Annotated in this window: 20 protein-coding genes; 11 read left to right on the top strand and 9 right to left on the bottom strand. The window is 55.0% G+C overall.

The features are described 5' to 3' along the window. Nucleotides 1-13 precede the first annotated feature (13 nt). From SH248x_RS12020 to SH248x_RS12000, 5 genes are all read right to left on the bottom strand, one after another. Nucleotides 14-3,373 (bottom strand): DEAD/DEAH box helicase, encoded by a 3,360-nt coding sequence (locus SH248x_RS12020; protein WP_459554518.1) that lies wholly within the window; start codon nt 3,371-3,373, stop codon nt 14-16. A 482-nt stretch (nt 3,374-3,855) separates the two neighbouring features. Next, nucleotides 3,856-4,461, bottom strand: a complete 606-nt coding sequence (locus tag SH248x_RS12015; protein ID WP_459554517.1) for a hypothetical protein — start codon at nt 4,459-4,461, stop codon at nt 3,856-3,858. Nucleotides 4,462-4,659: 198 nt separating this feature from the next. Then, entirely contained in the window at nt 4,660-5,073 is a 414-nt protein-coding gene (locus SH248x_RS12010) for a hypothetical protein (protein WP_459554516.1), read from the bottom strand. Further along, nucleotides 5,070-5,612, bottom strand: coding sequence for an SRPBCC family protein (locus SH248x_RS12005; protein WP_459554515.1), 543 nt, complete (start codon nt 5,610-5,612; stop codon nt 5,070-5,072). The genes SH248x_RS12010 and SH248x_RS12005 overlap by 4 nt, the downstream gene beginning before the upstream one ends. Then, a complete protein-coding gene (locus SH248x_RS12000) occupies nt 5,609-5,950 on the bottom strand; it encodes an ArsR/SmtB family transcription factor (protein WP_459554514.1) in 342 nt (113 codons plus the stop codon). Before SH248x_RS12000 ends, SH248x_RS12005 begins: the two co-directional genes overlap by 4 nt. A gap of 400 nt (nt 5,951-6,350) precedes the next feature. Between SH248x_RS12000 and SH248x_RS11995 the strand changes: the two genes are divergently transcribed. The 3 genes from SH248x_RS11995 to SH248x_RS11985 all read left to right on the top strand — a co-directional run bounded on the left by SH248x_RS11995 (nt 6,351) and on the right by SH248x_RS11985 (nt 8,891). Beyond that, nucleotides 6,351-7,598 (top strand): nickel-dependent lactate racemase family protein, encoded by a 1,248-nt coding sequence (locus SH248x_RS11995; protein WP_459554513.1) that lies wholly within the window; start codon nt 6,351-6,353, stop codon nt 7,596-7,598. A gap of 97 nt (nt 7,599-7,695) precedes the next feature. Further along, a complete protein-coding gene (locus tag SH248x_RS11990; RefSeq protein WP_459554512.1) occupies nt 7,696-8,070 on the top strand; it encodes a type II toxin-antitoxin system HicB family antitoxin in 375 nt (124 codons plus the stop codon). Nucleotides 8,071-8,141: 71 nt separating this feature from the next. Further along, nucleotides 8,142-8,891: a hypothetical protein gene (locus SH248x_RS11985; RefSeq protein WP_459554511.1), complete on the top strand. Its 750-nt coding sequence runs from the start codon at nt 8,142-8,144 to the stop codon at nt 8,889-8,891. Between the two features lie 28 nt (nt 8,892-8,919). Here the strand turns inward: SH248x_RS11985 and SH248x_RS11980 are convergent, their stop codons facing one another. Continuing rightward, nucleotides 8,920-9,153 (bottom strand): hypothetical protein, encoded by a 234-nt coding sequence (locus SH248x_RS11980; RefSeq protein WP_459554510.1) that lies wholly within the window; start codon nt 9,151-9,153, stop codon nt 8,920-8,922. A gap of 1,074 nt (nt 9,154-10,227) precedes the next feature. Here SH248x_RS11980 and SH248x_RS11975 point away from each other — a divergent pair. The 4 genes from SH248x_RS11975 (at nt 10,228) to SH248x_RS11960 (ending at nt 13,534) form a co-directional block, all read left to right on the top strand. Beyond that, the gene (locus SH248x_RS11975) at nt 10,228-10,899 is read left to right on the top strand and encodes a hypothetical protein (protein ID WP_459554509.1); all 672 of its coding nucleotides are present in this window, start codon (nt 10,228-10,230) and stop codon (nt 10,897-10,899) included. Between the two features lie 163 nt (nt 10,900-11,062). Further along, nucleotides 11,063-12,799, top strand: coding sequence for a proline--tRNA ligase (locus tag SH248x_RS11970; protein WP_459554508.1), 1,737 nt, complete (start codon nt 11,063-11,065; stop codon nt 12,797-12,799). A gap of 41 nt (nt 12,800-12,840) precedes the next feature. Further along, nucleotides 12,841-13,128, top strand: coding sequence for a YbeD family protein (locus tag SH248x_RS11965; RefSeq protein WP_459554507.1), 288 nt, complete (start codon nt 12,841-12,843; stop codon nt 13,126-13,128). 223 nt (nt 13,129-13,351) lie between these two features. Further along, a complete protein-coding gene (locus SH248x_RS11960) occupies nt 13,352-13,534 on the top strand; it encodes a hypothetical protein (protein ID WP_459554506.1) in 183 nt (60 codons plus the stop codon). Between the two features lie 134 nt (nt 13,535-13,668). On the opposite strand, the gene SH248x_RS11955 is transcribed toward SH248x_RS11960, so the two are convergent. Beyond that, the gene (locus SH248x_RS11955) at nt 13,669-14,172 is read right to left on the bottom strand and encodes a hypothetical protein (protein WP_459554505.1); all 504 of its coding nucleotides are present in this window, start codon (nt 14,170-14,172) and stop codon (nt 13,669-13,671) included. A gap of 504 nt (nt 14,173-14,676) precedes the next feature. Here SH248x_RS11955 and SH248x_RS11950 point away from each other — a divergent pair. From SH248x_RS11950 to SH248x_RS11935, 4 genes are all read left to right on the top strand, one after another. Next, the gene (locus tag SH248x_RS11950; RefSeq protein ID WP_459554504.1) at nt 14,677-16,284 is read left to right on the top strand and encodes a S41 family peptidase; all 1,608 of its coding nucleotides are present in this window, start codon (nt 14,677-14,679) and stop codon (nt 16,282-16,284) included. A 601-nt stretch (nt 16,285-16,885) separates the two neighbouring features. Beyond that, entirely contained in the window at nt 16,886-17,467 is a 582-nt protein-coding gene (locus tag SH248x_RS11945) for a response regulator (RefSeq protein ID WP_459554502.1), read from the top strand. A 387-nt stretch (nt 17,468-17,854) separates the two neighbouring features. Continuing rightward, nucleotides 17,855-18,547, top strand: a complete 693-nt coding sequence (locus SH248x_RS11940) for a sensor histidine kinase (RefSeq protein WP_459554501.1) — start codon at nt 17,855-17,857, stop codon at nt 18,545-18,547. Nucleotides 18,548-18,678: 131 nt separating this feature from the next. Next, a complete protein-coding gene (locus tag SH248x_RS11935; protein ID WP_459554499.1) occupies nt 18,679-19,707 on the top strand; it encodes an ECF transporter S component family protein in 1,029 nt (342 codons plus the stop codon). Between the two features lie 60 nt (nt 19,708-19,767). Here the strand turns inward: SH248x_RS11935 and SH248x_RS11930 are convergent, their stop codons facing one another. Beyond that, entirely contained in the window at nt 19,768-21,729 is a 1,962-nt protein-coding gene (locus SH248x_RS11930) for a thioredoxin domain-containing protein (protein WP_459554498.1), read from the bottom strand. A gap of 236 nt (nt 21,730-21,965) precedes the next feature. Then, nucleotides 21,966-22,622: a hypothetical protein gene (locus SH248x_RS11925; RefSeq protein ID WP_459554497.1), complete on the bottom strand. Its 657-nt coding sequence runs from the start codon at nt 22,620-22,622 to the stop codon at nt 21,966-21,968. Nucleotides 22,623-22,901 lie beyond the last annotated feature (279 nt).

The raw sequence follows: 22,901 nt of genomic DNA, 5'->3' as shown, positions 1-22,901 counted from the left end.
GTACTACGCTCCCCTACGACAGCAGCATATGCAGATCTTCCGCCGTCAGGTTGCTCATGACCGACTGATCTGCTTCCAGGATCGAATCCGCCAGTTCCTTCTTGCTCTTCTGCAGTTCTGCGATCTTCTCTTCGACCGTCCCTCGTGTGATGAGACGATACGCGAAGACCTGTCGCGTCTGACCAATCCGGTGAGCCCGGTCGATCGCCTGAGCTTCCACCGCAGGGTTCCACCACGGATCGAGCAGGAAGACGTACTCGGCTGCCGTCAGGTTCAAACCCAGTCCCCCGGCCTTCAGCGAGATGAGGAACACCGGAACCGTCTCATCATTCTGGAACTGATTGACGATCTCTTCGCGGTTCCGCGTCTGACCATCGAGATAGACGTACTTGATCTTCGCCTTGTCGAGGTGCTCTTTGACGATCGACAGCATCGACGTGAACTGTGAGAAGACGATCGACTTGTGATTTCCTTCGATCAGTTCACCCAGCATCGGACAGAGCGCATCCAGCTTCGCAAACGGCTCCCCTCGCGCTCCTGCATCCAGCAGAGCAGGGTGACACGCGGCTTGTCGGAGACGCAGCAGCGCCTCGAGGACGTGCATCTTCGTCTTGCCCAGACCTTGCGATTTGACCATCCCCAGCAGCGACGCGCGGTAGTGATCCCGCAGCTCGTCGTACAGACGCTGTTGATCCTCGTTCATATCGCAGTAAATCGTCTGCTCGGTCTTCTCGGGAAGATCCGTCGCGACTTCCTGCTTGGTACGACGCAACACAAACGGCTTGAGCCCATGCGCCAGCAGCTTGCGTGACTCGATATTCTTGACGTCCGCAGTGACTGTCTTGAAGATCGAGCTCTTGCCCAACAGCCCCGGATTCAGGAACTCGAAGATCGACCACAGGTCACCCAGATGGTTCTCGATCGGCGTACCCGAAAGAGCCAGTCGGTACTTCGAATTGAGCAGCCGAGCAGACTTAGCAACCTGCGAGTGAGCATTCTTGATCGTCTGCGCTTCATCGAGCACGATGTAATCAAACTGCAGATCCTTCAGCCCGACGACATCCCGACGCAGCGTTCCGTAAGTCGTGATGATCAGATCATGCTGATCGAACGAATTCTGCAATTCGCCACGGCTCGACCCCGTGTATTCCAGCACCCGCAGCTGCGGCGCAAATCGCTCAGCTTCCTGTTTCCAGTTGAACAACAGCGACTTCGGCACCACGACCAGCGAAGGGTGGACCGCTTTATGCTGCGTCTTTCGATCAAGTAAAAGCGCCAGCACCTGGATCGTCTTACCAAGACCCATGTCGTCCGCCAGACACCCGCCAAAGTTGAGCTCCTGCAGGAACCGCAGCCAGCCCAGACCATTTCGCTGATAAGGACGCAGTTCCCCACGGAAGTCGGCTGGTTCCACCAGAAGTTCCGGAGAACTCGACAGATCGAACTTCGCGCGAATATCGAGAAACTTCTGATCGTAATCGACTTCCTGCTGTGTCGAAAGCAGGGCATCCAGCAGGCTGATCTGACCCGCTGAGAACCGCATCTCTTCGCCATCAAACTGACCCAGCCCAGCGAGCAATCCATACTGACGTGCCCACTCCTCCGGCAGAATTCCCAACGATCCATCCGACAACATGATCGTCGTATCACCACGCACGAGCGCTGACAGCAGCTCCGGAAACGAGACCGTCGCCCCTTCGAAATTGACTTCCGCAGACAGGCCGAACCAGTCGATATCTGATCGCACCTTGAACGCCAGCGTACCGGCTTTGCGGATCTGTCGACCACTCGCCTTCACCTGCCAGCCCAAGTCGATCAACGACTTGACCGCAGGTCCCAGATTCCGCGCCGAGATCTCGACATCGTGTTGCTTCAGGCGTTGATCGAGATACCGACGGAACCCCGCTTGCTGCAACTGCGACCAGCAATCCCGCTCGAATTTCCGACTTCGCACCAGGCATCGCTGCTCTTCTCGCTGCAAGAGCGCCCACTGTGGCGACGACCCTCGAACGACAACCCCTCCATAATCAAACTCGACATCGGCTTCGAGTCGATCGGGCATCCAGTTCATCCCCGCCGCTGGCGTTTGCACGCTCAAGCTCGGCATCGGCTGGACGTGAACTTCTTCCAGCTGCAGCTCTTCCGGCATTTCCAGTCGAGGCAACACCGGCTGATCGAGGAGTCGGTCAATGAGTTCTTCCTGCTCCCCTTCTTTGACGTAGATCGGCCCATCCTGTTGAATTGTGCGAATCCAGTCGAACGCCTGATAGTCAACCAGACGACAGATTTTCTCATTGGTCACGAACAGCCCACCCGGCACGATCAGCTTGGCCGCGTTCAGCGCCAGCGTCTCCTGGTCACGGCGGAATTCACCATCCAGTTTCCACTTGGTCAGCTTCTCGTCCCAGCTCAGGTTCAGACAGAACTCCCAAGGCACTTCCGAATCCCAGCCCAGCTTGGCTCCCTTGGTCTCGCTGTCTCCCAGAAACCGCACACGACCCGTCGGGCACATCATCGGGAAGAGGAACTCCGCGAGTTCAACTGCCACGCGATAACGCGATACCGAAACCGGCCGATCCAGCCCCGCCTTCGCCGCACTCGGACGTTCCGGATAAGCACCATGCAGGTAAGAAAGAATCTGTCGATCTTCCGGGCTCTCAATATGATCGAGCTGCCCAGGCTTTAACTTCAAGGCCTTCATCTTGCCCCAGCCGCCACCTGTTCGACGTTGTCTCATCGACAACTGAATCACCAGGTCCAGCGTCTGCTTGGACGCTTCGACATCGATCTCGTACAGAATCTCCGATTCCCGCTCCGTCACTTCGCGATGGCGATTCGCTGATGGACTCTCGTCCTTCATCTTCTTAAGACGCTGCTCCCAATCCCGCAAAGGAGTCGCCCGCAACGGTGCAACAGAAGCCGCCGTCGCCGAAGCAGCCGCCGCAGCTCGCTTCACCGCCACACTCGCCTTACCCCCCAGGCCGACATCGTCATCGTCCGCAGCTTCTTCGTCATCGTCTTCACCCCACGCACGATCATAAATCGCATGCGGGTCGGTCGTGACGAACGGAGGAATCGCCCCCGCTTTCGGCGTCCCCGACAAATACCCACCTTCGTCGACAGCCAGGATCGTCGCCCAGACGTACTTCGTCGTCGTCGGCTTGTTCGTCCCCTCGACGGAACTACAGAACATCTTCAATTCGCCATCGACCCGCGACAGCTGCGTCTGATGCTCCTGCCCATCGCGCACAACCGCATAAAGATTGTCCGGCGAGACGCGCACAATCGATACCCGAGTGGCTTTCAGATAAGCCGCCCCACGGTGACGCACATCCCCACGAAACAAATGCTCCAGAACTTTCGCTAATGACACAAACCCGTCCCTGCTATCTCAGAAAAAGGCGAGCGGGGGGTGTAAACCCCCTGTCCCTTGGATATTCAACCACCAACCAGATCACGAGCACGCCCACCACCTCAGTGATGCAAAGCCCTCGTCTTTCCGGTCAGCGCACAACAACAGACGCAAAACCTCGCGCCCAAACAACCAAGCCTATCATCCCTCAACCCCCTTGACCAGCCACCCCCGACCACCTTTTTCCCGACCCCATTCCGTCAACCCCAACACGACGAAATTACCGCGAATTTTCTCAGCTAATTCCCACTTCTTCCATAAAGGACACTATCTCTTGTCCCTTCTCTCTTGAGGGGAGCGGCATTAAGTCCCTTCTCCCTTGAGGGGAGAAGGTGCCCGAAGGGCGGATGAGGGTGAGCGCTAGGCATGTGCACGCTCTCAATGCCTTCAAAACCGACAGGCAAAATATCTTCTCATTTGAATGTCAGCCCGAAGCCCCACTCTCACCGCTCCCGTATTTCTTTCTCAATCTCTCTCTCATCCGAAACACTATACACCAGTGGCGTCGCCGGAATCGTCTGCCCATGCCCCCACGTTCCATCATTCTTATCAGGAATCCGATGAAAGAACTCCCACGGAACTCCCCTCCAATCACCAATGCTAGAGACGACCATACTACCACGACGAAAGCCTCTGCGACCAAATGGAATGACGCCGTCCACGATCACTGCTGGTGGATAGGGCACCGTTCCACCTGATGGCATTTTTCTTTTCGGCCCCCACGCTTTATCCCACGGCCCATGATAGACCCACAATCTCTCATACTGATCAACCGTCGCAAACCAATCTCGTTCCGACTCAAAAAGCGTATTGTTATTCTCGAACCACACTGGAAACAAATAGTACCGCATCACCCGGTATTGCGTACTAATCGCGATGTTTCCATCAGCATCCTCAATAATCTTCAAACGCCGATCGCCACTCGGGTATCGATACTCCCCCACGCGATCAACAACCTGCCCCACCTTCAATCTCGGCCGCGGATCCCAGACCGCCAGGCAAACCGCTACGACAACACCGACTACGATCACTCCAATGCCAATCGCCATCCAGGGGGTCTTCACTCGTTCTTCAGCCCCCATCATCTGATTCCCATCCACAATGTCGATCGATTCACCTGGCTATTAAGCCACAATCAACCCACCTCGACAATCCCACTTTGATGGTCACTGCATCCTCTCCGCGCTCCAACTCTCTCCCTTCGTGAAACTTGGTGCCCTTCGAGCCTTCGTGGTGAATCTTCCCCTTCACTCCGGACCAGCAACGCCCCTCTTCTTCCCCCTCGGCAACCCCAGATAAACCGCCCACGGCCCCGTGATCCCCATCGCAATCGGAAACCAGACCGGATAAGGCAACATCGTCAGATTGCAAAACAACGCCCCCGTCATCAAAACACTGACGATCGCATACGAAACGATCCCGCCAACTTTCCCTGCCGTCCATGCGGTCAGGGAAATCATCGCCACCCACATCGGAACCACGACGACGAGAACCCAGGCCGGGTACGTCTCCACCTGTCGCACGATCTCTTCATGCGTTCCCTGAAAGTCAGCCGGATAGGGATGCACAATCGCACTGAATCCCTCGACAGCCATGAAGACCGCAAAGAACACCACAATCCCCGCCACCACTCCCGCAATCACCCACAGAACTTTTTTCATTTCGACTCACCTTCCTTCATCCCAAACAGCCGCGTGTACTCCGCTTCAATCCCCAAAAACACCGACCAGAACGCCCCCGGCGTCCGCTCCTCCAGATTCGCTTCCAAAATCCCCACATGCGTATGCCAGCCCGACGCCACCAGGATCATCTCCTGCTCGCCCAGTCGCGTATGCGTAATGACCAGCAACACCTGCTCACCCCGAGGCGTCAACTCGAAACTCACCTCCGACGTCCCGCCACCCCACGTGATCGCCAGCTTCGTCGGCGGCTCGAACACCGTCACCGTCTCCTCGCCGGTCACGCCACATTCCATCATCTTGAACCGCTCAGGAATCGGCTCCTGCACCGGCGTCAAGCTCGAGTGCAGAAACTGCAACTGCACCTTCCCACCCACCCAAGGCTCCAACTCCCCCTTCGCCAGCCACTTCCCCCGCTTCTCACTCTCGACCAGATACGCCCACACCCGCTCTACCGGCCCCGGCAGCAATCGCTCCAACCGCACCGTATCCTTCGACGTTCGTTTCCCAAATTCACTCATGACGTTTTCCCATCTTCGTTCTTGAGTTCTTGTTCCAACACATCCAGACGCTCATCCCAGAACCGACGCATCGCCTCAATCCACGCCGACGCTTCATCCAACGGCTTCCGATTAAACGCCAGCCAATGCTCGCGCCCTTCACGACGACGGGTCACCAGACTCGCCTTCTCCAGCACCCGAATATGCTTCGAAACCGAATTCAGCGAAATCTTGAACGGCTCCGCCAGATCCGTCACCCGCGTCTCCCCCCGCGACAACCGACGAAGAATCGCCCGCCGCGTCGGATCCCCCAGCGCCGCCAACGTCCGATCCAACCGTTCTTCCAGTAGCTTCGACATTATTCACCCTTTCGGATGAATATATCCCGCCCGCATTTCGTTTTCAACTCTTAATCCCTTCTCCCCCCGGGAGAAGGTGGCGGCACGACACCCTTGGTGTTTACTAAACACAGTGCCGACGGATGAGGGCATCGCGCCAACAAGCCTTCAATAAGCGAATGGAACAATGAGGGCAGTGCGAAACGACATTCCCCGTCCCTTCTCCCTTGAGGGGAGAAGGTGCCCGAAGGGCGGATGAGGGTGAGCGCCAGGCACCAACAGACCCTCAATGCCTTATCGACAACAGGCAACTCTCCTCTCCGCTTTCCAACCGCCTCCCCTTTGCACCCCCACCGCTTTCCGTTAAATTCTCCCTTTGTGAACCTTCGTGTCCTTAGAGCCTTAGTGGTGAATCTCCAATATGAACCTCCTCACCGAAGACCAAGTCCGCACCTGGATCGACCAGAACATCGACGCCTCCGAGTACAAAGGCAAGTCGCTGCTCCTCATCATCCCCGACCACACCCGCACCGCGCCCCTCCCGCTGCTCTTCGATGCCCTCTATCAGAAACTCCGCCCACACGTCACCCAGTTCGACGTCATGGTCGCCCTCGGCACCCACCCACCCATGTCCGAGCAGCACATCTGCCAGCTCCTCGGCATCAAGGACTCCGAACGCGAACGCCTCTTCTTCGCCACCAACCTCTTTAACCACGAGTGGGACAACGAAGACGCCCTCACCGAAATCGGACGCCTCTCCGAAGCCGACACCCTCGAAATCTCCGACGGCCTCCTCGCTGTCGACGTCCCCGTCAAAATCAACAAGCGCATCCGCGACTACGACAACCTCCTCGTCCTCGGCCCTGTCTTTCCCCACGAAGTCGTCGGCTTCTCCGGGGGCAACAAATACTTCTTCCCCGGCATCTCCGGCCCCGAGCTCCTCAACTTCTTCCACTGGCTCGGCGCCCTCGTCACCAACGCCGGCATCATCGGCGTCAAATCAACCCCTGTGCGGAAAGTCGTCGATAAAGCCGCTGCCCTCATCCCTAACTTCAAACGCGCTCTGACTTTCGTCGTCGCCCCCGATAAAAGCCTCTACGGCCTCTTCTACGGCACCCCCGAAGACGCCTGGTCAAACGCCGCCGACCTCTCCAGCCAGGTCCACATCACCTGGGTCGATAAACCCTACAAACAAGTCCTCAGCTGCGCCCCGCCGATGTACGACGAACTCTGGGTCGCCGGCAAATGCATGTACAAACTCGAACCCGCCGTCGCCGACGGCGGCGAAGTCATCATCTACGCCCCACACCTCTCCAGCATCTCCGTCGTCCACGAACACATCATCAAAAAAATCGGCTACCACTGCCGCGACTACTTCGTCAAACAATGGGACCAATTCAAACACATGCCCTGGGGCACCCTCGCCCACAGCACCCACGTCCGCGGAGCAGGGGAGTACGACCCAGCCACCGGCATTGAAAAACTAAGAGTCAACGTCATCCTCGCCACGCAAATCCCCGAAGAAGTCTGCAAACAAATCAACCTCGGCTATCGCGATCCGGCAACGATTAATGTGGAGAGCTTTGCGAATCGGGAGGCTGAGGGCGTGTTGCTGGTGAGAAAGGCAGGGGAGCAGCTCTTCCGTCTGAAAGGCGAGCGGGGGGTGTAAACCCCCTGTCTTCAATTCTTCAAAAATGGACACCACAGCCCGTAGTTCAATGCGAGATTTTCTCACCGCAGCGGGCATAGCACCTTGATAACAATCTATGGACCTCCTCACCTACAAAACCTACTCCGCCACCGCCGAATTCGACGCCGACTCAGAAACCTTCCACGGCCGAGTCCTCGGCATCCGTGACGTCGTCACCTTCCAGGGCACCAGCGTCGCCGAACTCAAACAAGCCTTCCAGGACTCCGTCGACGATTACCTCGACTTCTGCAAATCGCGCGGCGAAAAACCAGATAAACCCTACTCCGGCAAATTCGTCCTCCGCATCGCCCCAGCGCTTCACCGCAACCTGAGTGAATACGCCGAACAACACGGCCAAAGCTTAAACTCTGTCGTCGAAACCCTGATCGCCAATAACATCACAACGCCTGCGACTTCCAAGCGAACAACGAAGTCACGTCGAAAAGCCTGACTAACGACCCAACGGCTATATGGTGCTGGCATTTCTAGTGTTGCTTCCAATTGGGATTGGTCAGTACTGTTTTGGCAGAAACATTCCCATATCAATCACCATCATACTCGGGTCCAATCTCAACAATGGCTTCCCCAATCACTCCAAGCTTCAAACGCACGTCCCCTCTCCTCATCATTTCCATCGCCTTCATCATCGCTGCGATCTATTCCTCGATCTCTGCAGCGATGTACTATCTCCAGTTGACCAGCGCCGCATCCTTGGAGTTGGAAATCACCTTGAGGGTTTCAGCGGCTTGTTTAGCCACTGCATGCCTGGTTGGAATGATTTGCGCTTCTCTTCAAACACCGTCACTCAAACAGATAAATACAATTCTGGCTGGTTATCTGGTTGCTCAGCTGATGTCATTGTTTGGGGATGGACTTATTCAGACACTGGAAGCGTTTGCGGTCGAACGCTCCATCGTTTGGTCGCTGGGAGTTCTCTACGGATCATTGCGTTTTGTCGTTTCCACGCTCATCCGAATTGTCTTTTTTGGTCTTCCAGTTAGCCTCGGATTGTATTTCGCTTACCGACCTCGAATGCCTCTAGGACTTGCCTTGTTGGTTTGCCTGACATACGTCCTGCAAATAATCCCCTTCTGGACTCCACAGTTCGAAGATCTCAATGTCCCCAGAATTGTCATTCTCAGCAGCGCCGCCGCCCTCCCAGGCCTGTGGCTCCAGCTTTCCGCCATTGGCCTCCTGTTACGCCATTATGCACCCACTGTTCTCAATCTTCAGTACCATGAGCCTGATAATCTCGTGAAAACAGAAGTCTGATTCTACATTCGAACATTTTGCCCACCCCTCACTCCCGCAGCTTCCACGGCTCATCCGCATAAAACTCCACGAACCCACACCCGCCACACACCCACGCTGAAACCTTCGTCGACATCTTCCCCTTAAACAACCAGTTCTCCGGTGTCTTGAACGTCGCCACGGTCATATCGAGTTCCATATTCGCCTCGCCGTGATCCACCGCCATCGCATCCGCGATCACTTCCTTCGACCCACACTTCGGACACGTATTGCTCTGCTTCATAACTCTCTCTTTGACCCAGATAAAAACAACGATGCGATCGCCGCTCTGATTATGATCGCCTCACTCCATCCTATCCAGCACAAGTTTCATCCAGTCCGATGATTAAGAATCAGCGACGACCGGTCGCACGCTCGATGCCCCAGCGTCTCGAAGCCTCGTCCCTACAAAGATGATCCTCAGACTGCCCGTCTTAAAATTACGAAAACAAAATTGCGCATCCCTATCCCTCACACCACAAACACCTTCCGCATTTCCCTTTCATCCCCCCTCGCAAACACGATGTCTATTAACCCTTATTCGCGCAACACTTCCCGGTAGAGTAGAGAGCCAAGTGAAGTGCAAACCCATCACTCCCTTCTCCCCCCGGGAGAAGGTGGCAGCGCTTCGCTGACGGATGAGGGATCTCTGCGAATTTCGTAAAGCCCACATCCCTCTTGAAACCGTCAACGGCCCCGTATTCGTCCCTTCTCCCTTGAGGTGGAAGCAAGGAGTTTGCTCTCGCCGAGAAGGCGAGAGTGAACGACGCGGTAGTCTTCTCAGGAATGGTGCCCTAAGGGCGGATGAGGGTGAGCGATAGGCACCAACAGACTCCCAACACCACAACCACCCCCAGGCAGTATTCAGACCAAGCCCTAAGCCCCAACCCCTACAACCCCAGTTCGGAACCAACGTCCCATGCCCGCGACTCTCCTTTACTGCCGACAACGCAAGTCTCCCCAAAGACTCGCAACCCCGGCCAGGATATCCCAAGCATGGCTTTCATCAACCTCAACCCCCAGCATCATCGGACCGACGAGGCAGCCCCTCGTCGTGAACACTGTTCTTCAGCGGTGGACCATGAAAAAGTCAGCCAGTGCCAAGGACGCCCTCAACAGCTTCCGCTCCGATGTGACCACCTACGATGCAAGCAGTCGCAAAACCAAACCGTTCCGAACTGGTCTTTTACAAACACCATGCCTCAACCAACAAGCTCCGTGCTGACCCGCGAGCTTTATTTTGTCGCCCCCTTGTATCTTCAACCATTCTCCATGACGATGCACAAATCCGATCCCCTCTCCCTATCGAGACGACCCCATGGCAACGACGTCACCGAGCCCACCCCCAAAAGGACATCGACTGCTGACCTGGTCGTTGCTCATCATTCTTCCTCTGATCATCTCTGCCATTCCAGCCTGCGTTCTTTTCGCGCCGGTCGATCCCATCTTGTCACTGACTTGTGGGCTATTGGCTCCGGCTGCGTGCGTCTTCCTGTCATCGCTCATCGCGATCGGGAAACTCACGTTCCGCCAGGGAGCAATCATTTTTCTGGGCACGGTGCTCGCCCCAGCCTTCACGCTATTGCTCGCAGCAATCATTCCCTCTTCGCTCTATCGGCTGATCCCAATCCGTTACGGCAGGGACAGCGTGATGTTTGATTTCACCTGCGCATCGCTGACGATGTGGCTTTTCATTGCGTGCCTGTTCGTGCTCGCCTTTCGTCGACGGCTTCCGACCGTCTTTATCCCTGCGATCGGGGTCTCGGCCGTCATCGCGCCGGCGCTAGCCTGCATGCTGGTTCTGACTCCCGACGGATTTGCCATCCCGCGAGATCCAACATTCGAGCGTGCGGTCATTTTCTACTCAATCTTCTCATTTCCAGCGATCGTCCTCGGCATCCTCCTCTTTCTCTACGCTAACGTCATCCGAAACGACCAGTTCCCCGAACTGATGTACCTGCCAGATGAGGGGCCATCTCCGACACCTTGATACTGCCATGTGTCGACGACCGAACCCGCCGTCACTCCGGCCTGTCATTCCCACCTGCCCAGCGTGACTCCTTTCGCCGCCACGGCTTCCTCGTTTTCTCTGGCCCTGCTAGAATCCCCGTTTTGGCGATTCAAACCAATTCCCCCTGCAAAGGATTCGATCTGTGCGCTGGAGCAAGACATTCATCCCGACTCTCAAGGAAGTTCCCTCGGATGCTGAGATTCCCAGCCACCAGCTGATGCTCCGAGCAGGACTCATTCGACAGGTCATGGCCGGCGTTTACACCTATCTGCCGCTCGGCCTGCGTGCGCTGCAGAAAGCGCAAGCCATCATCCGCGAAGAGATGGAAAAAGCAGACGCCGTCGAAATCCAGATGCCCTCGCTGACGCCTCAGGAGCTTTACCACCGCACGAACCGCATCGAAGCGTTCGGCAATATCCTGATGAAATTCGAGATCACCCGACGCGATTCCCGCGTTCCGCTGGCGCTCGGCCCAACGCACGAAGAAGTCGTCACCGACCTGATCGCGCGTCACATCACCAGCTATCGCCAGCTTCCGCTGACCGTTTATCAGATGACCAGCAAGTTCCGCAACGAAGAACGCCCCCGCTTCGGCGTCCTGCGGACCAGTGAATTCCTGATGAAAGACGCCTACAGCTTCGGCACCAGCCTGGAACAGCTCAACGAAGCTTACCAGAAAATGTACGATGCGTACTGTCGCATTTTCACCCGCTGCGGACTCGAGTATCTTCCGGTCGAAGCCGAGTCAGGTCCCATCGGCGGCGACGGGTCTCACGAATTCATGATCCCGGCTGGTAACGGGGAAGACAAAATTGTCTACTGCAAAGCCTCTGGCTACGCCGCCAACCTCGAACGGGCAGAAACGGGTCGCAAGTCTCCAGAAATCAAAACCGCGGACGGGGCAGGGGAGTTGAAGAAAGTCTCCACGCCAAACGTTGGCAGTATCGAATCGGTCGCGAAATTCCTGAAAGTCCAGCCAACGCAAGTCGTTAAGACGCTGATCTATGTCGCAGACGGCACACCGGTCGCCGTCCTGGTGCGTGGTGATCACGAAGCCAATGAAGGCAAGATCCGTCGTGCCCTCGGCGCATCTGCTGTGGAACTGGCCGATGTCAAAACGATCGAAAAGGTCACCGGAGCCCCTGTTGGCTTCGCTGGCCCCGTCGGTCTGACCGTTCGCGTTATTGCGGACCACGATGTTCCCTCCATTAAAGACGCGGTTGTCGGCGGCAACGAAGCGGACATGCACTACACAGGCGTCAATGTCGGTCGAGATTATCAGCTCGAAACGACCTACGACCTCCGCAATGCGGTCGCCGGCGACCCCTGTCCGAAGTCCGGCGAGCCGATGGAGTTCGTCCACGGCATCGAAGTCGGCCACGTCTTCAAACTGGGAACCAAGTACTCCAAAGCACTGGATGCCCTCTTCGTTGACGAGAACGAACAGCGTCACCCGATGATCATGGGCTGCTACGGCATTGGCGTGAATCGCATCATCGCGGGGTTGGCCGAGACTCGCTTTGACGAGAAGGGCTTGATCTGGCCGATGACAGTCGCCCCTTACGAAGTCCTGCTCGTCCCGCTGAACATCGGGGATGCGGACACAATGCAGCTGGCAGAGAAGGTTTACGCCGAGCTCCGATCGCAGGGCGTGGATGTTCTGATGGATGACCGAGACGCCCGTCCAGGCTTCAAGCTCAACGATGCGGACCTGATCGGCATCCCTCTCCGCGTCGTCATTGGAGGGAAAGGCCTCAAGGAAGGGATTGTGGAATGCAAACTGCGGACAGCAGCAGAACCGGAGAAGGTTCCGGTCGCACAAGCAGTGGCTCATGTCCTCGAGAAAATTGCTCAGGAAAAAGGCAAGCTTGCTGCGTAGAATGACAAAGATATTGGCATATGCCATGAGGGAGTGAGAAAATGTCTGAATCGCAAACACGACGCGAATTGCTCGAATCGACACATGATTTTCCGTGCCAATATGTGATCAAGGCGATCGGGAAAACAGAAAACGATTTTCAGTTTCGCGTTGTTTCTGCGGTTCGGGAAGCCCTCGCCTGGGACTTCGATCCGCCCTGCGAGACTCGGGAAACAGCGGGTGGAAAGCATATTTCGGTGACGTTTGACCTGAAAATGCAAAACGCAGATGAAGTGCTGAAAACTTATGGTGAACTAATGAAAACTGAAGGCCTGGTTGTGCTGCTTTAGTTGGCAAAAAAAAGCGTAAAACGCAGCAAAAAATACTGGTACGTCGCCAGAATGGAGATCTTCCCGAAGATCCTCAAAAAATTCTGGTACAGTACTTGCCTTACCAGTTAGACACCGTCATCCTGACGGTACAGCTGATCGACTTCTTTCGATCAGCCCCCGCCTCCATCGGCCCATCAACTGGGCTCCCGCCACCTGGAACATCAGGGAAAGGATGTATTCTATGCGTACCTCAAGCGAAGACTTTGTAGAAGTCAACGAATGGCAAACGGCTATCGGGATTGAGCACACCCCGGGCAGCCGTACAAATCACGTCATGCTGGTTCTGGTTGGGATTCTCTTGGTGAATGTGGGTTATTTCATGGCGTTTCACGACGTGAATACCTTCCTGAAGATGTTCCACTGATTCGGTGAAATAAAAAAACCAGCCGAAGCGTGAGGCTCCGGCTGGCGGGTTGTCGGTGACGTTCGGAAAGTCAGTCAGGGTGTCGGTTGGCCGCCGATGGTTGTTAACTGCTGGGCAGCGACGGCTGCCTCAGATTACTGAAAAAACGGGCTATTTGTTCCTTGGGCTGAAGCAGGGATCGCATTGACCGGTTTGTTGTTGCTGACTGTTGGCCAGCCGTATTGAGTCGGGCGTGGCTGAGCAGGCATTTGGTAGACTGGTGCAGGTTGTTGGTAAACAGGGTATTGCTTTGTCTGGTAAACAGGTCTAAACGGTTGTTGGTAGACAGGAGCCGTCTGGACGGGACGGTAGCCTGCTGGGAAGCATCCGACGCCAGGGATGCAGGTCTGGTTTTGTTGTTGGACTGGGTTGTAATAGACGGGTTGTTGCATTTGTGGTGGGCAAACGCCGCCGGGGCAGCTCTGAGGGGCGTAACGGACTGGCGTTGGGCAGACTCCGCCTGGGCATGATTGCTGTTGTGGGGCAAAGATGTTGGGCAGGCCGAGGAAGGCAGTCCTGGTTTCGGCGGCTTGTGAAGTTGAAGTCAGGCCACCAATCAGAGCGACCCCGAGAGCTGAGTTGAGGAGGAGAGTTTTCATAGTGAGATTCCTTCTTGGGAATAGTTTGTTTGAGAAGTCTCGCATCACAAATGGTTGCGAGTATGAGTCATGATGATATGCACGAGTCGTGCCAAAAGTACTCTGGGTGTTGTTAAATTGTAAGAAGTAGGTGATTGTGTAGTCGTAGTGATGTCAAAACGCTTGTTCTGCGGTTGTTTTTAGATGTGTATTGTTATCATATAGTCTGTCTATGGTGGTCAAAGTGTTGCATTTCTTGCATACCTTGCAAAGTTGACAAAGTAAAAATTGCTATTGACTGGAAATTACCGGCGTCAAAGTCGACGGTGCTTTCCCATCTCACCAAATGTCAAGAGCAAAATACATTTGGCACAGCTCGTGCAATATGTCCTCACCATGACCTGACACGTGTCGGTCAAACATCAGGAGATGAGCCTCAGACGTCAGCGGAAACTCAAGCAGGAACCTTGAGAGCTGATAGACGAGTGTCAAAGTGAAATCAGAAGGATCGCCAGGAGGTGCCCCATGTTCTTCAATATGAATCAAAACGGAACTCAGAAACTTAATAACAAAAAACAAGCCAACAATTGGATCAAGGTCCTGGCTGCCAGCGTGATCATGATGACAAGTGTCATGACCGTCTCAGCGGGAGATGTTCCTAGCCCATTCGCTTGTGTCTGCGAAAGCATGACTGGCGGCGTTGCTGCTAAGAACGGTGGTCTGGTTCAGACAGCCAAAGTCGATAACGAAACCCAAATGAAACTGACTTACCGTTACAGCAATCCTGAACTGGTCAGTTTCACCAGCGGGGTGACCTGGGCTCAGTCGGTCAACCTCTATAAAGAGACGGCTCAGATGATCGATTCACGCCACGTGAATCCTGTTGACTATAAAACCCGTACTAACCAAGGCATCGACAACCTGATCGCTGCTCTGGGCAACCAGGCGTTTCTCCAGACGTCTCGTTCACGAGTCGATCAGGCCAAAATGGCTCGACTGGTTCAACAACTCGAAGGTGTCAAAGCCACTTTCGAAGCCAAGAACGCTGACGATGCCCTGCGAGTGATGAACTGGGCGGGATACGCCTTCCAAAGCGAACTGGGCAGTAACCCTGTCATCGTCGCGATGGAATTCATCAACGGAACCCTGGATTCGCTCGACCCATATTCTTCACTGGTCCCTACCGACCGAAACGGCGGTCCTCGCGTGGAAGCTAACCCCAATCAGGTGGCTGCCGGGAACGTCGTCGGGATTGGTGTGGAACTGAAAGCCGAAGAAGCTGGTGCCCGAATTGAACGTGTCTATCAAGGTGGCGGTGCCGAAGCTGCGGGTGTCAAACGTGGTGACCTGGTTGTCGCTGCGGGTGGACAACCCCTGGCTGGCAAGACTTTGGATGACATGGCCAACCTGATCAAAGGTGTCAACGGTTCTCAGGTTCTTTTGTCCCTCAAACGTGGTGAATCGAATCCATTCGTTGTCAACATTGTCCGTAAACCAATCGAGATCAAATCGGTCTCAGAAGTTCGCATGATGGAAGACGGCGTTGGTTATGTCCGCATCGACAAGTTCGCTGAAGATACCTCTTCTCTGCTTGATCAGGCTCTCTGGACCCTGCACAAACAAGGAATGTCATCTCTGGTGATCGACCTTCGCGGTAACCCTGGTGGTCTTCTGACCTCTGCCATCTCGCTGTCTGACAAGTTTCTGCCTTCTGGGACGATCGTCTCAACCAAAGGCCGTACTTCGGCTGACAACACCCTGGAATCTGCTGTCTATGCTCAAACCTGGAAAACTCCCCTTGTTGTTCTTGTCGACCGTAACTCTGCTTCAGCGAGCGAAATCTTTGCTGCTGCGATTCAAGACAACAAGCGTGGTGTGATCGTCGGTGAAAAGAGCTATGGCAAAGGAACGGTTCAAACTCACTTTCCTCTTCAGACCGTCAACGGCCAACTGAAGCTGACCACTGCCAAGTTCTACTCTCCTTCGGGACGCGAAATGGCTGGTCAAGGCGTGACTCCTGATATCAAGGTGAACATTGACCGCAACGACTACAACTCAACCGACCTTGTCCTGACTGCTGCGATGACGGCCTTCCGTAGCTCAGCTCCTCAGAACATGGTGACCCTCCGATAATTTTGAAGCACCTTTGATTGTCTCCTGATGGTTCCAAGAAACGGCGTGCAGCGAAAGCTGGACGCCGTTTTCTTTTGTTAAGAGTCGAAGATCCAGACTCAACGCAAAGGCGCGAAGGCGCCAAGGAAAACCAAGGGGTGAAAAGAGCAGGGGGAAAGATGCTGAATCGTGAAAGTGATATGGTGAGGGGGATTAAGTGGGAAAAATGTCTCATAAGGTGTTGTTTGTGGGAGAATAGTAGGGAATCGTCTTTTCTTGGGTAAATTTTACATTCTGCGCAGCTTACCTGAGGGCTGCAGGGTTCCTGAATCGTTGGTTACTCGTTGTATCTCCTTATTTTAGAATGATTTGTGTTTTTGTATTTGTGTTAGTATGGGTAACGTGTGGTGTTTTGGAGGAGTGGGAAGAGACATTGACCTAATCGGCACAATGGGTAGAATTCGAAAAGTTTGATGGCTGGAGACTTGACGGGATTAACGGACCTGATCTCGCCCTCAAGCGATCGGTCGACACAAAGGACGGTTTCGCCTTCCTTTTGATACTTAAAAGCGTTCAACCTGCAGGGAAGTTTGCGGGTTTGTTCAAAGGATGGAGCTTATTTATGAAAACGGTTTTCACCACTGGCGAAGCCGCAAAGATTTGCAAGGTGAGTCAGCAGACGATTATTCGCTGCTTCGACTCGGGACAACTGAAGGGTTTCCGTGTTCCCGGATCTCGTTTCCGACGGATTCCGCGAGATGTGCTTTATAAGTTCATGAAAGACAACCAGATTCCGACCGATGCCCTGGAATCGGGTAAGCGCAAGGCGCTGATCGTCGACGACGATGTCGAGCTGGTGGAACTGATGAAAGATGTGCTCGAGCGGGACGGACGATTCGAAGTCCGCTCGGCCAACAATGGCTTCGACGCCGGTATGATGGTCCGCGAATATCAACCTGATGTTCTGGTCCTCGACTTCATGCTGCCGGATATTAACGGCAAGGAAGTTTGTACCCGCGTTCGTAGCGACTCCAGCCTGGATGATGTCAAGATATTGTGCATCTCGGGGATGGTGGAACAAGAACAGATTGAAGAACTCAAGAAGTCTGGTGCCAACGACTTTTTGCAGAAGCCTTTCGACCTGGAGACTCTGGTCGATCGTATCTGCAAGCTGGTTGGGATCGAGTCGCCGACTGCGGCTTAGTGTGAGTTAAAACCAAAGAGTTTCATGGCTGGCGATTAGTTAGTCAATGAGACTCAATATCTGCCTAGCGCCCACCCTCATCCGTCAGCGAAGCGCTGCCACCTTCTCCCCTCAAGGGAGAAGGAACGGGAAATTGAAAAACCCTTCGAATGCGTTCGGAGGGTTTTCTTTTTGGATAGCCGACGATTTGCGATGCGATCCAACCGGGAAGGCAGAAGCGAACCACGGATAAACACGGATGGACACAGATAAGAGATGAAGAACATCTTCCTCTTTTCTCTGCGTCTATCTGCGGTTGAAATGTTTTTTCTTATCCGTGTGTCTTCGTGTTTATCCGTGGTTCGGTTTTGTCTGAACTGATTCGGTGCTGGTATTGATGAGTTGACTATGAGTAATGAAACAAAGCCTGTTGTAATTGATGCGGCGAAGTTGGCGGCGATGGGGGAACTGGCTGGCGGGGCGGGGCATGAGATTAATAATCCGCTCGCGGTCATTTTGGGGAAGGCTCAACTGCTGATGCGCGACGAGGTCGATCCTCGTCGGAAGGCGGATCTGCAGGCGATTGCGGGGCAGGCGCTGCGGATTAAGCAGATGATCGGCGATCTGATGTTGTTCGCGAAGCCTCCTGTGCCGTTGAAGAAGATGTTTGATGCTGGCAGCGCGGTGGAAGCGGTCGTCAAAAAAATGAGAGCGGAGTTTGCGGCTTCATCGGTGGAACTGGAAACGGAAATCGCGGAGGGGATCACGCTGAATGCGGATCAGACGCAGTTTGAGATTGTCGTCGCCGAGCTATTGCGGAATGCGATGGCGGCGTGTGTGTTGACAGAAGGTGGCGAGAAGAGCGTTCAACTCGGGCTGTTCTCGGACGAAGGAAAAATCAGTCTCGTCGTTGAAGACAATGGGGTCGGGTTCAGTGAGAAGGATCGGGTGCATGCGTTTGACCCATTTTATTCGGGTCGGGCAGCGGGGCGGGGATTGGGGTTTGGGTTGTGTAAGTGCTGGCGGATTGTGGAAGGGCATGGGGGGACGATTGGGATTGAAGCGGGCGATGGGGTGACGCGGGTGGTTGTTTCGTTCTAGGAATGAACGCAGGGCGAAGAGATCCTGACTCAACGCAAAGTCGCGAAGACGCAAAGTGGAAAAATGTGGTGATCCTTCGCTGCGAAATCTTCGTATACTCCATCTGATCATGCATTATCAGGGGAGACGGGATGTCGAAGGCAGTACGGTGTCAGTGTCCGCAGTGTCGGAAGATGTTGGCGATTTCTCGTCGGGAGAAGTTGGGGACGCATGTGATTTGTCCGGGGTGTGAGCATGAGATTCTGCTCCAGGAATATGTGCCGCCTGAAGTTGACATGGTCGAGGAGGAGGATGACGGTTCGTTAATGCCAGCGGTGGTTTCGAGTGCTGCGACGGAGAGTGTGGGAGCGGGCATTGCTGGAGTGAAGGTGCCGGAGGTGACGGCGGTTTTGTCGGGGAAGAAGAAGCGTCGTCGGAAGGTGACGACAGTCGTCGAGATGGATGAGGAACAGCAGGATCTGCGGCCGGTGATCTGGACGGCGGTGAAGGGGGCGGGGATCGGGGCGGCGCTCATGCTCTTTTTCGATTTCATGACCGGCTTTGGTTATGGGTGGGGAACGCTTCTGGGGAGCGGGTTGACGTTCATGAAGAGTTCGATGGGGTTTCGTCCGATGCTCTCGCTGCTGATCTTCAGTATGAGCGGGATCATTGTCGGGCTGACCGTCGGGCTGTTTGTCCGAAGGCAGCAGAATGAGAAGTCGACCAGGAAGGCTCAGAATGTGGCGGGGATCGTCACGTTTGCGACACTGGCAATCCTTCATCAAGTTGTTTATGTCGCTGTGATGGCGATGTTCATGTATCCTGCTGTTTCGACAATGGTGATTCCGGATGAGGATGTGATTGCGTACGTCGCGGATGGGATGATGGCCGAAGATGAGCAGCCACAGGTCGATCGGTTGATGGGGGATGCAGCCGAGTATTATCCCGAAGAGTACTGGAGGCGAGCCGAAGCCGAGTGGCAGGGGTTGGGGAAAGACGACAAAGAGAAACTGCGAGCGGACGAACGAGGGACTCGTCGCAGCCTGGTCGTCTGGACTGGAGTCTATGCGGTGATCAATCCGGTTTACTGGACGCTGTGGATTGGGCCCTGGGAGGTGTGCTGGATGTTTTTTGCGTCGGTGACGGGGTGGTTTTTTGCGCGGGAGGAGATGTTTGGGTGAGGGGAGAGAGAGGGAAGATTTTGCCTGTTATTGTATAGGCAATTGATAGCGTACGCTTGCCTAGCGCCCACCCTCATCCGTCAGCGAAGCGCTGCCACCTTCTCCCCTCAAGGGAGAAGGGACATGGGATGGAGAAGGGAAAGAGACTGGCTGCTCTTTTTTTGCCTTGTTTTGTTGATAGCGGTCCCAGAGTTTGCCGAAGGTTTGGGAGCTGTCCCAGTAGAGTTTGTTGACGTCTTCGACGGTGTCGGCGGTGACGCGGAAGTAGCAGATGGCCATTTCGTCGGTGGAGTTGTCGCCCCAGTCGACCGGTTTGGGGGGTGAGTTGAAGTTCAGCGGGTTGCCCGTGGAGTTGTCGAACCAGCAGTCGAGGATGATCTTTGTGCCGGCGGGGAGGCGGATTGGTTCCTGGTAGGCGTATTCGGTCTGCCAGTAGAAGTCGTAACGGGGGATGTGGATCAGGGGGACTTCGACGCCATTGGGGAGGATGGCGTAGCATTTGGCGGCTTTGCCGAGGAGGTGCATGTGAGGGTTGTTGTTGAGGAGGGTGGTGTCGACGGGGAGGATATATTCGGCGCGGTGGTGATGGTGATTGGCGCCGGCGGGGATGTCGAGATCGACGTTGGCGACCATGATTTCGCAGACGAGCTGGTGGGCAGTCGGTGGGGCGAAGTAGATGGCGAGGCGTGAGACGTCTTTGACGGGACGTCCGACGGGGTGATAGTGGATCTGCATGACGACGTCGGAGTTTTTCCAGAGTGGGCGTCCCATGTGAGCGGGAAGCCGGGAGGGCATGCGGCCTGGACCCCAGCTGCCGAGGGAGCCTTTGGAGGGGAAGCCGGTGACGCCGAGGCTGCTGTATCCGGGGGAGGGGTCGGCTGCGTCGAGCTTACGGGCGTGTCCCTCGGTATCGATGAAGAAGCCGCCGTGGTGGACGACTTCGACGGCGCCGGGCTGAAACTCGATCGCGGACACGAGGCGGTCCTGCAGGAGGCCGGTCGGGAGGATGAAGTGTTGATAGATGTCGGGGCCGTCTGCGGGGACTTCGAAGGGTTCGGGCATTTCGAGGATGAGGTCGGGGGTGCCGAGTTGCCAGCCGTCGCGGAACTTGGGAGGGCTGGGGCCGGTGGCTGGATCGCCTTGAGGCATGCCGGCGGTGATCCAGTCTTTGATGAGATCGCGCTCTTCGTCGGAGAGGAATTGTTCGTTTTTGAAGTGGCCGTAGTTCGGGGCGGCGTGCCAGGGGGGCATGAGTTTCTTCTCGACGGCGAAGTCGATCTGGTCGGCGTGGCGTTTGGCGTCTTCGTAGGTGAGAAGAGAGAAGGGGGCGACCTGGCCGGGGCGGTGACAGTTGGCGCATTCGCGGTAAAGGATGGCGGCGATGGCACCGTGATAGGTGACGGAGGAATGGCTGCGGTTGGTCGTTTGTGCGATGCGGCAGCCGATGGCTTTGTTGTGTGGTGTGGTGACGGGGAAGCCACGGGCGAGCGAGTCCAGTACGTCGGAGAGGTCGTTCGTGGTGGGTGCGAGGCGCTTTTTCCCGATACTGGCGTAGAGGTCATCGATGCGGCCGGAGTAGGCGATGCTGTTGTGCGAGTCGATGACGACGGCTTGGGGGGTGATCGTCGCGCCCCATCGCTGGGCCAGTTCGTTGTTGTGATCGCAGAGAATCGGGAAGCTGATCTTGAACCGGCGGCGGTGCTGTTCGATCTCTTCAGGAGTTGCGATGACGTCAGAAACGACGCCGATGAACTTGATGCCGTAACCTGCGTAGCTGGTACTCAGCTGGTTCAGCAGGGGGGTGTAGTAATTGCTGATGGGGCAGTGGAGGGAGACGAAGAGGTAAACGGTGGAAGATGGCTGCGCGGTTGTTGGTTCGACAGACCAGGGGACATTGTTGGTCGTGGGGACGTAGGGAACGAATGCCTGAGGGGGTTGCGGCTCGACGTGATGGGAGCGCGTCGCGGAATAGACGCCCCAGGCAGGGAGTAAAAGCGCAATGAGAATGAGCAGCCGAACCACGGACTTTCCTCCTTGAAATGGTGATCCGAGGGGGGAAATCTATGGGAAAGGGGGTGTTGGGGGCAAGAGGAGGTCGGGGGGGGAGGTGGGATTAGAGAATCAGACTGACTTGCCGAGAAGCGAGAAGCCGATGATGAAAAAGGTAGTGAAAACGATTTTGGTCAAGGAGGGTATTGTGAAGAGGTGCTTTAAATGCGCAGTTTTTGTGAGTAGGAATGTTCCAACTTCGATTTGCGTCATTTTTCTTCAAGAGCGACTGTATTTAAAAAACTAAACAGCTCGGAAGAATATGCGAAAGAATTCAGCGGGCGATTATTGGGGATCTCAATATATGTCGCAAGAGCACTGCATTTTATTTCTCGTACATGAAGTGATTTTCCAGATATTTCGAAGGCATATAAGTCCTGGGTACCAGTTATCGAATAGACCACGACCAAATCATGAACTAAGATATCTCTTGATAAGGGTAACGAGCCCTTATCGATTGATGAATAATAAATGTCAGTCGATGGCGATTTGACTTCAGAATACAGAGCTGGCTGGATAAAAGAATACTCTCCTTTATATTTTTTGGGATAGCGAAATCTCCACCCTTGCTTTGCTTTTTCAATAATCACCAGGGTAAAAATGCCGGAGGCATGCTTCTCGACAGACGTCTCTCCAAAAGACGCGTGACCGCAAACGTCCTGCGGCTCCGTGATTATGATCCGATGGGTCCGCCTATCTCTTACAACGGTTACATCAACCGACTCTTCAACCTCTGGATGTACAACGACTCTTACGTCGATAGGAACGTAAAGAAATGTGCTAATACTATACCACAACGCATATCCCAGTGTGATGGCCGCAACAGAGATGAAGAGAGCGGAGATGTTTTTTGTTGTTTTAGACAATTAATAGATTCCTTCGTGGAGGTGCGGTTATAAACTCTCGCTCACCAACTCACCATCCGCGGCACTGATGCCTTCTACTTCAACGCTTCCATCACCTGCGGGCTGGCCGTGTTGCATTGGTTGCTCGCGGTTGAGCCGAGGGTGAGTCTGAGGAAGTGTTCGGTTTCTTTGTCGAGTTGTTTGTGCGGTTGGAACTCACTTGCGATTAGTGAGGCGGCGAGGGTGCCGGCGAGTCAGGCGAGTTTGTTGTTGGTCGAGTCGGGGATGTCATTTTTCTTA

The organism is Lacunimicrobium album (assembly GCF_052161635.1).
In the GTDB taxonomy this organism is placed as follows: Bacteria; Planctomycetota; Planctomycetia; order Planctomycetales; family Planctomycetaceae; genus SXPC01.
The sequence above is the reverse complement of the archived record's forward strand: the minus strand, read 5'-3'. Positions and strand labels throughout refer to the sequence as shown.

What these genes read in the sequence shown, in the direction of transcription:
- SH248x_RS12015 (WP_459554517.1), bottom strand. Translation starts at nt 4,461, where the DNA reads ATGGCGATTGGCATTGGAGTGATCGTAGTCGGTGTTGTCGTAGCGGTT.
- SH248x_RS12010 (WP_459554516.1), bottom strand. Translation starts at nt 5,073, where the DNA reads ATGAAAAAAGTTCTGTGGGTGATTGCGGGAGTGGTGGCGGGGATTGTG.
- SH248x_RS12005 (WP_459554515.1), bottom strand. Translation starts at nt 5,612, where the DNA reads ATGAGTGAATTTGGGAAACGAACGTCGAAGGATACGGTGCGGTTGGAG.
- SH248x_RS12000 (WP_459554514.1), bottom strand. Translation starts at nt 5,950, where the DNA reads ATGTCGAAGCTACTGGAAGAACGGTTGGATCGGACGTTGGCGGCGCTG.
- SH248x_RS11995 (WP_459554513.1), top strand. Translation starts at nt 6,351, where the DNA reads ATGAACCTCCTCACCGAAGACCAAGTCCGCACCTGGATCGACCAGAAC.
- SH248x_RS11990 (WP_459554512.1), top strand. Translation starts at nt 7,696, where the DNA reads ATGGACCTCCTCACCTACAAAACCTACTCCGCCACCGCCGAATTCGAC.
- SH248x_RS11980 (WP_459554510.1), bottom strand. Translation starts at nt 9,153, where the DNA reads ATGAAGCAGAGCAATACGTGTCCGAAGTGTGGGTCGAAGGAAGTGATC.
- SH248x_RS11975 (WP_459554509.1), top strand. Translation starts at nt 10,228, where the DNA reads ATGGCAACGACGTCACCGAGCCCACCCCCAAAAGGACATCGACTGCTG.
- SH248x_RS11965 (WP_459554507.1), top strand. Translation starts at nt 12,841, where the DNA reads ATGTCTGAATCGCAAACACGACGCGAATTGCTCGAATCGACACATGAT.
- SH248x_RS11960 (WP_459554506.1), top strand. Translation starts at nt 13,352, where the DNA reads ATGCGTACCTCAAGCGAAGACTTTGTAGAAGTCAACGAATGGCAAACG.
- SH248x_RS11955 (WP_459554505.1), bottom strand. Translation starts at nt 14,172, where the DNA reads ATGAAAACTCTCCTCCTCAACTCAGCTCTCGGGGTCGCTCTGATTGGT.
- SH248x_RS11950 (WP_459554504.1), top strand. Translation starts at nt 14,677, where the DNA reads ATGTTCTTCAATATGAATCAAAACGGAACTCAGAAACTTAATAACAAA.
- SH248x_RS11945 (WP_459554502.1), top strand. Translation starts at nt 16,886, where the DNA reads ATGAAAACGGTTTTCACCACTGGCGAAGCCGCAAAGATTTGCAAGGTG.
- SH248x_RS11940 (WP_459554501.1), top strand. Translation starts at nt 17,855, where the DNA reads ATGAGTAATGAAACAAAGCCTGTTGTAATTGATGCGGCGAAGTTGGCG.
- SH248x_RS11935 (WP_459554499.1), top strand. Translation starts at nt 18,679, where the DNA reads ATGTCGAAGGCAGTACGGTGTCAGTGTCCGCAGTGTCGGAAGATGTTG.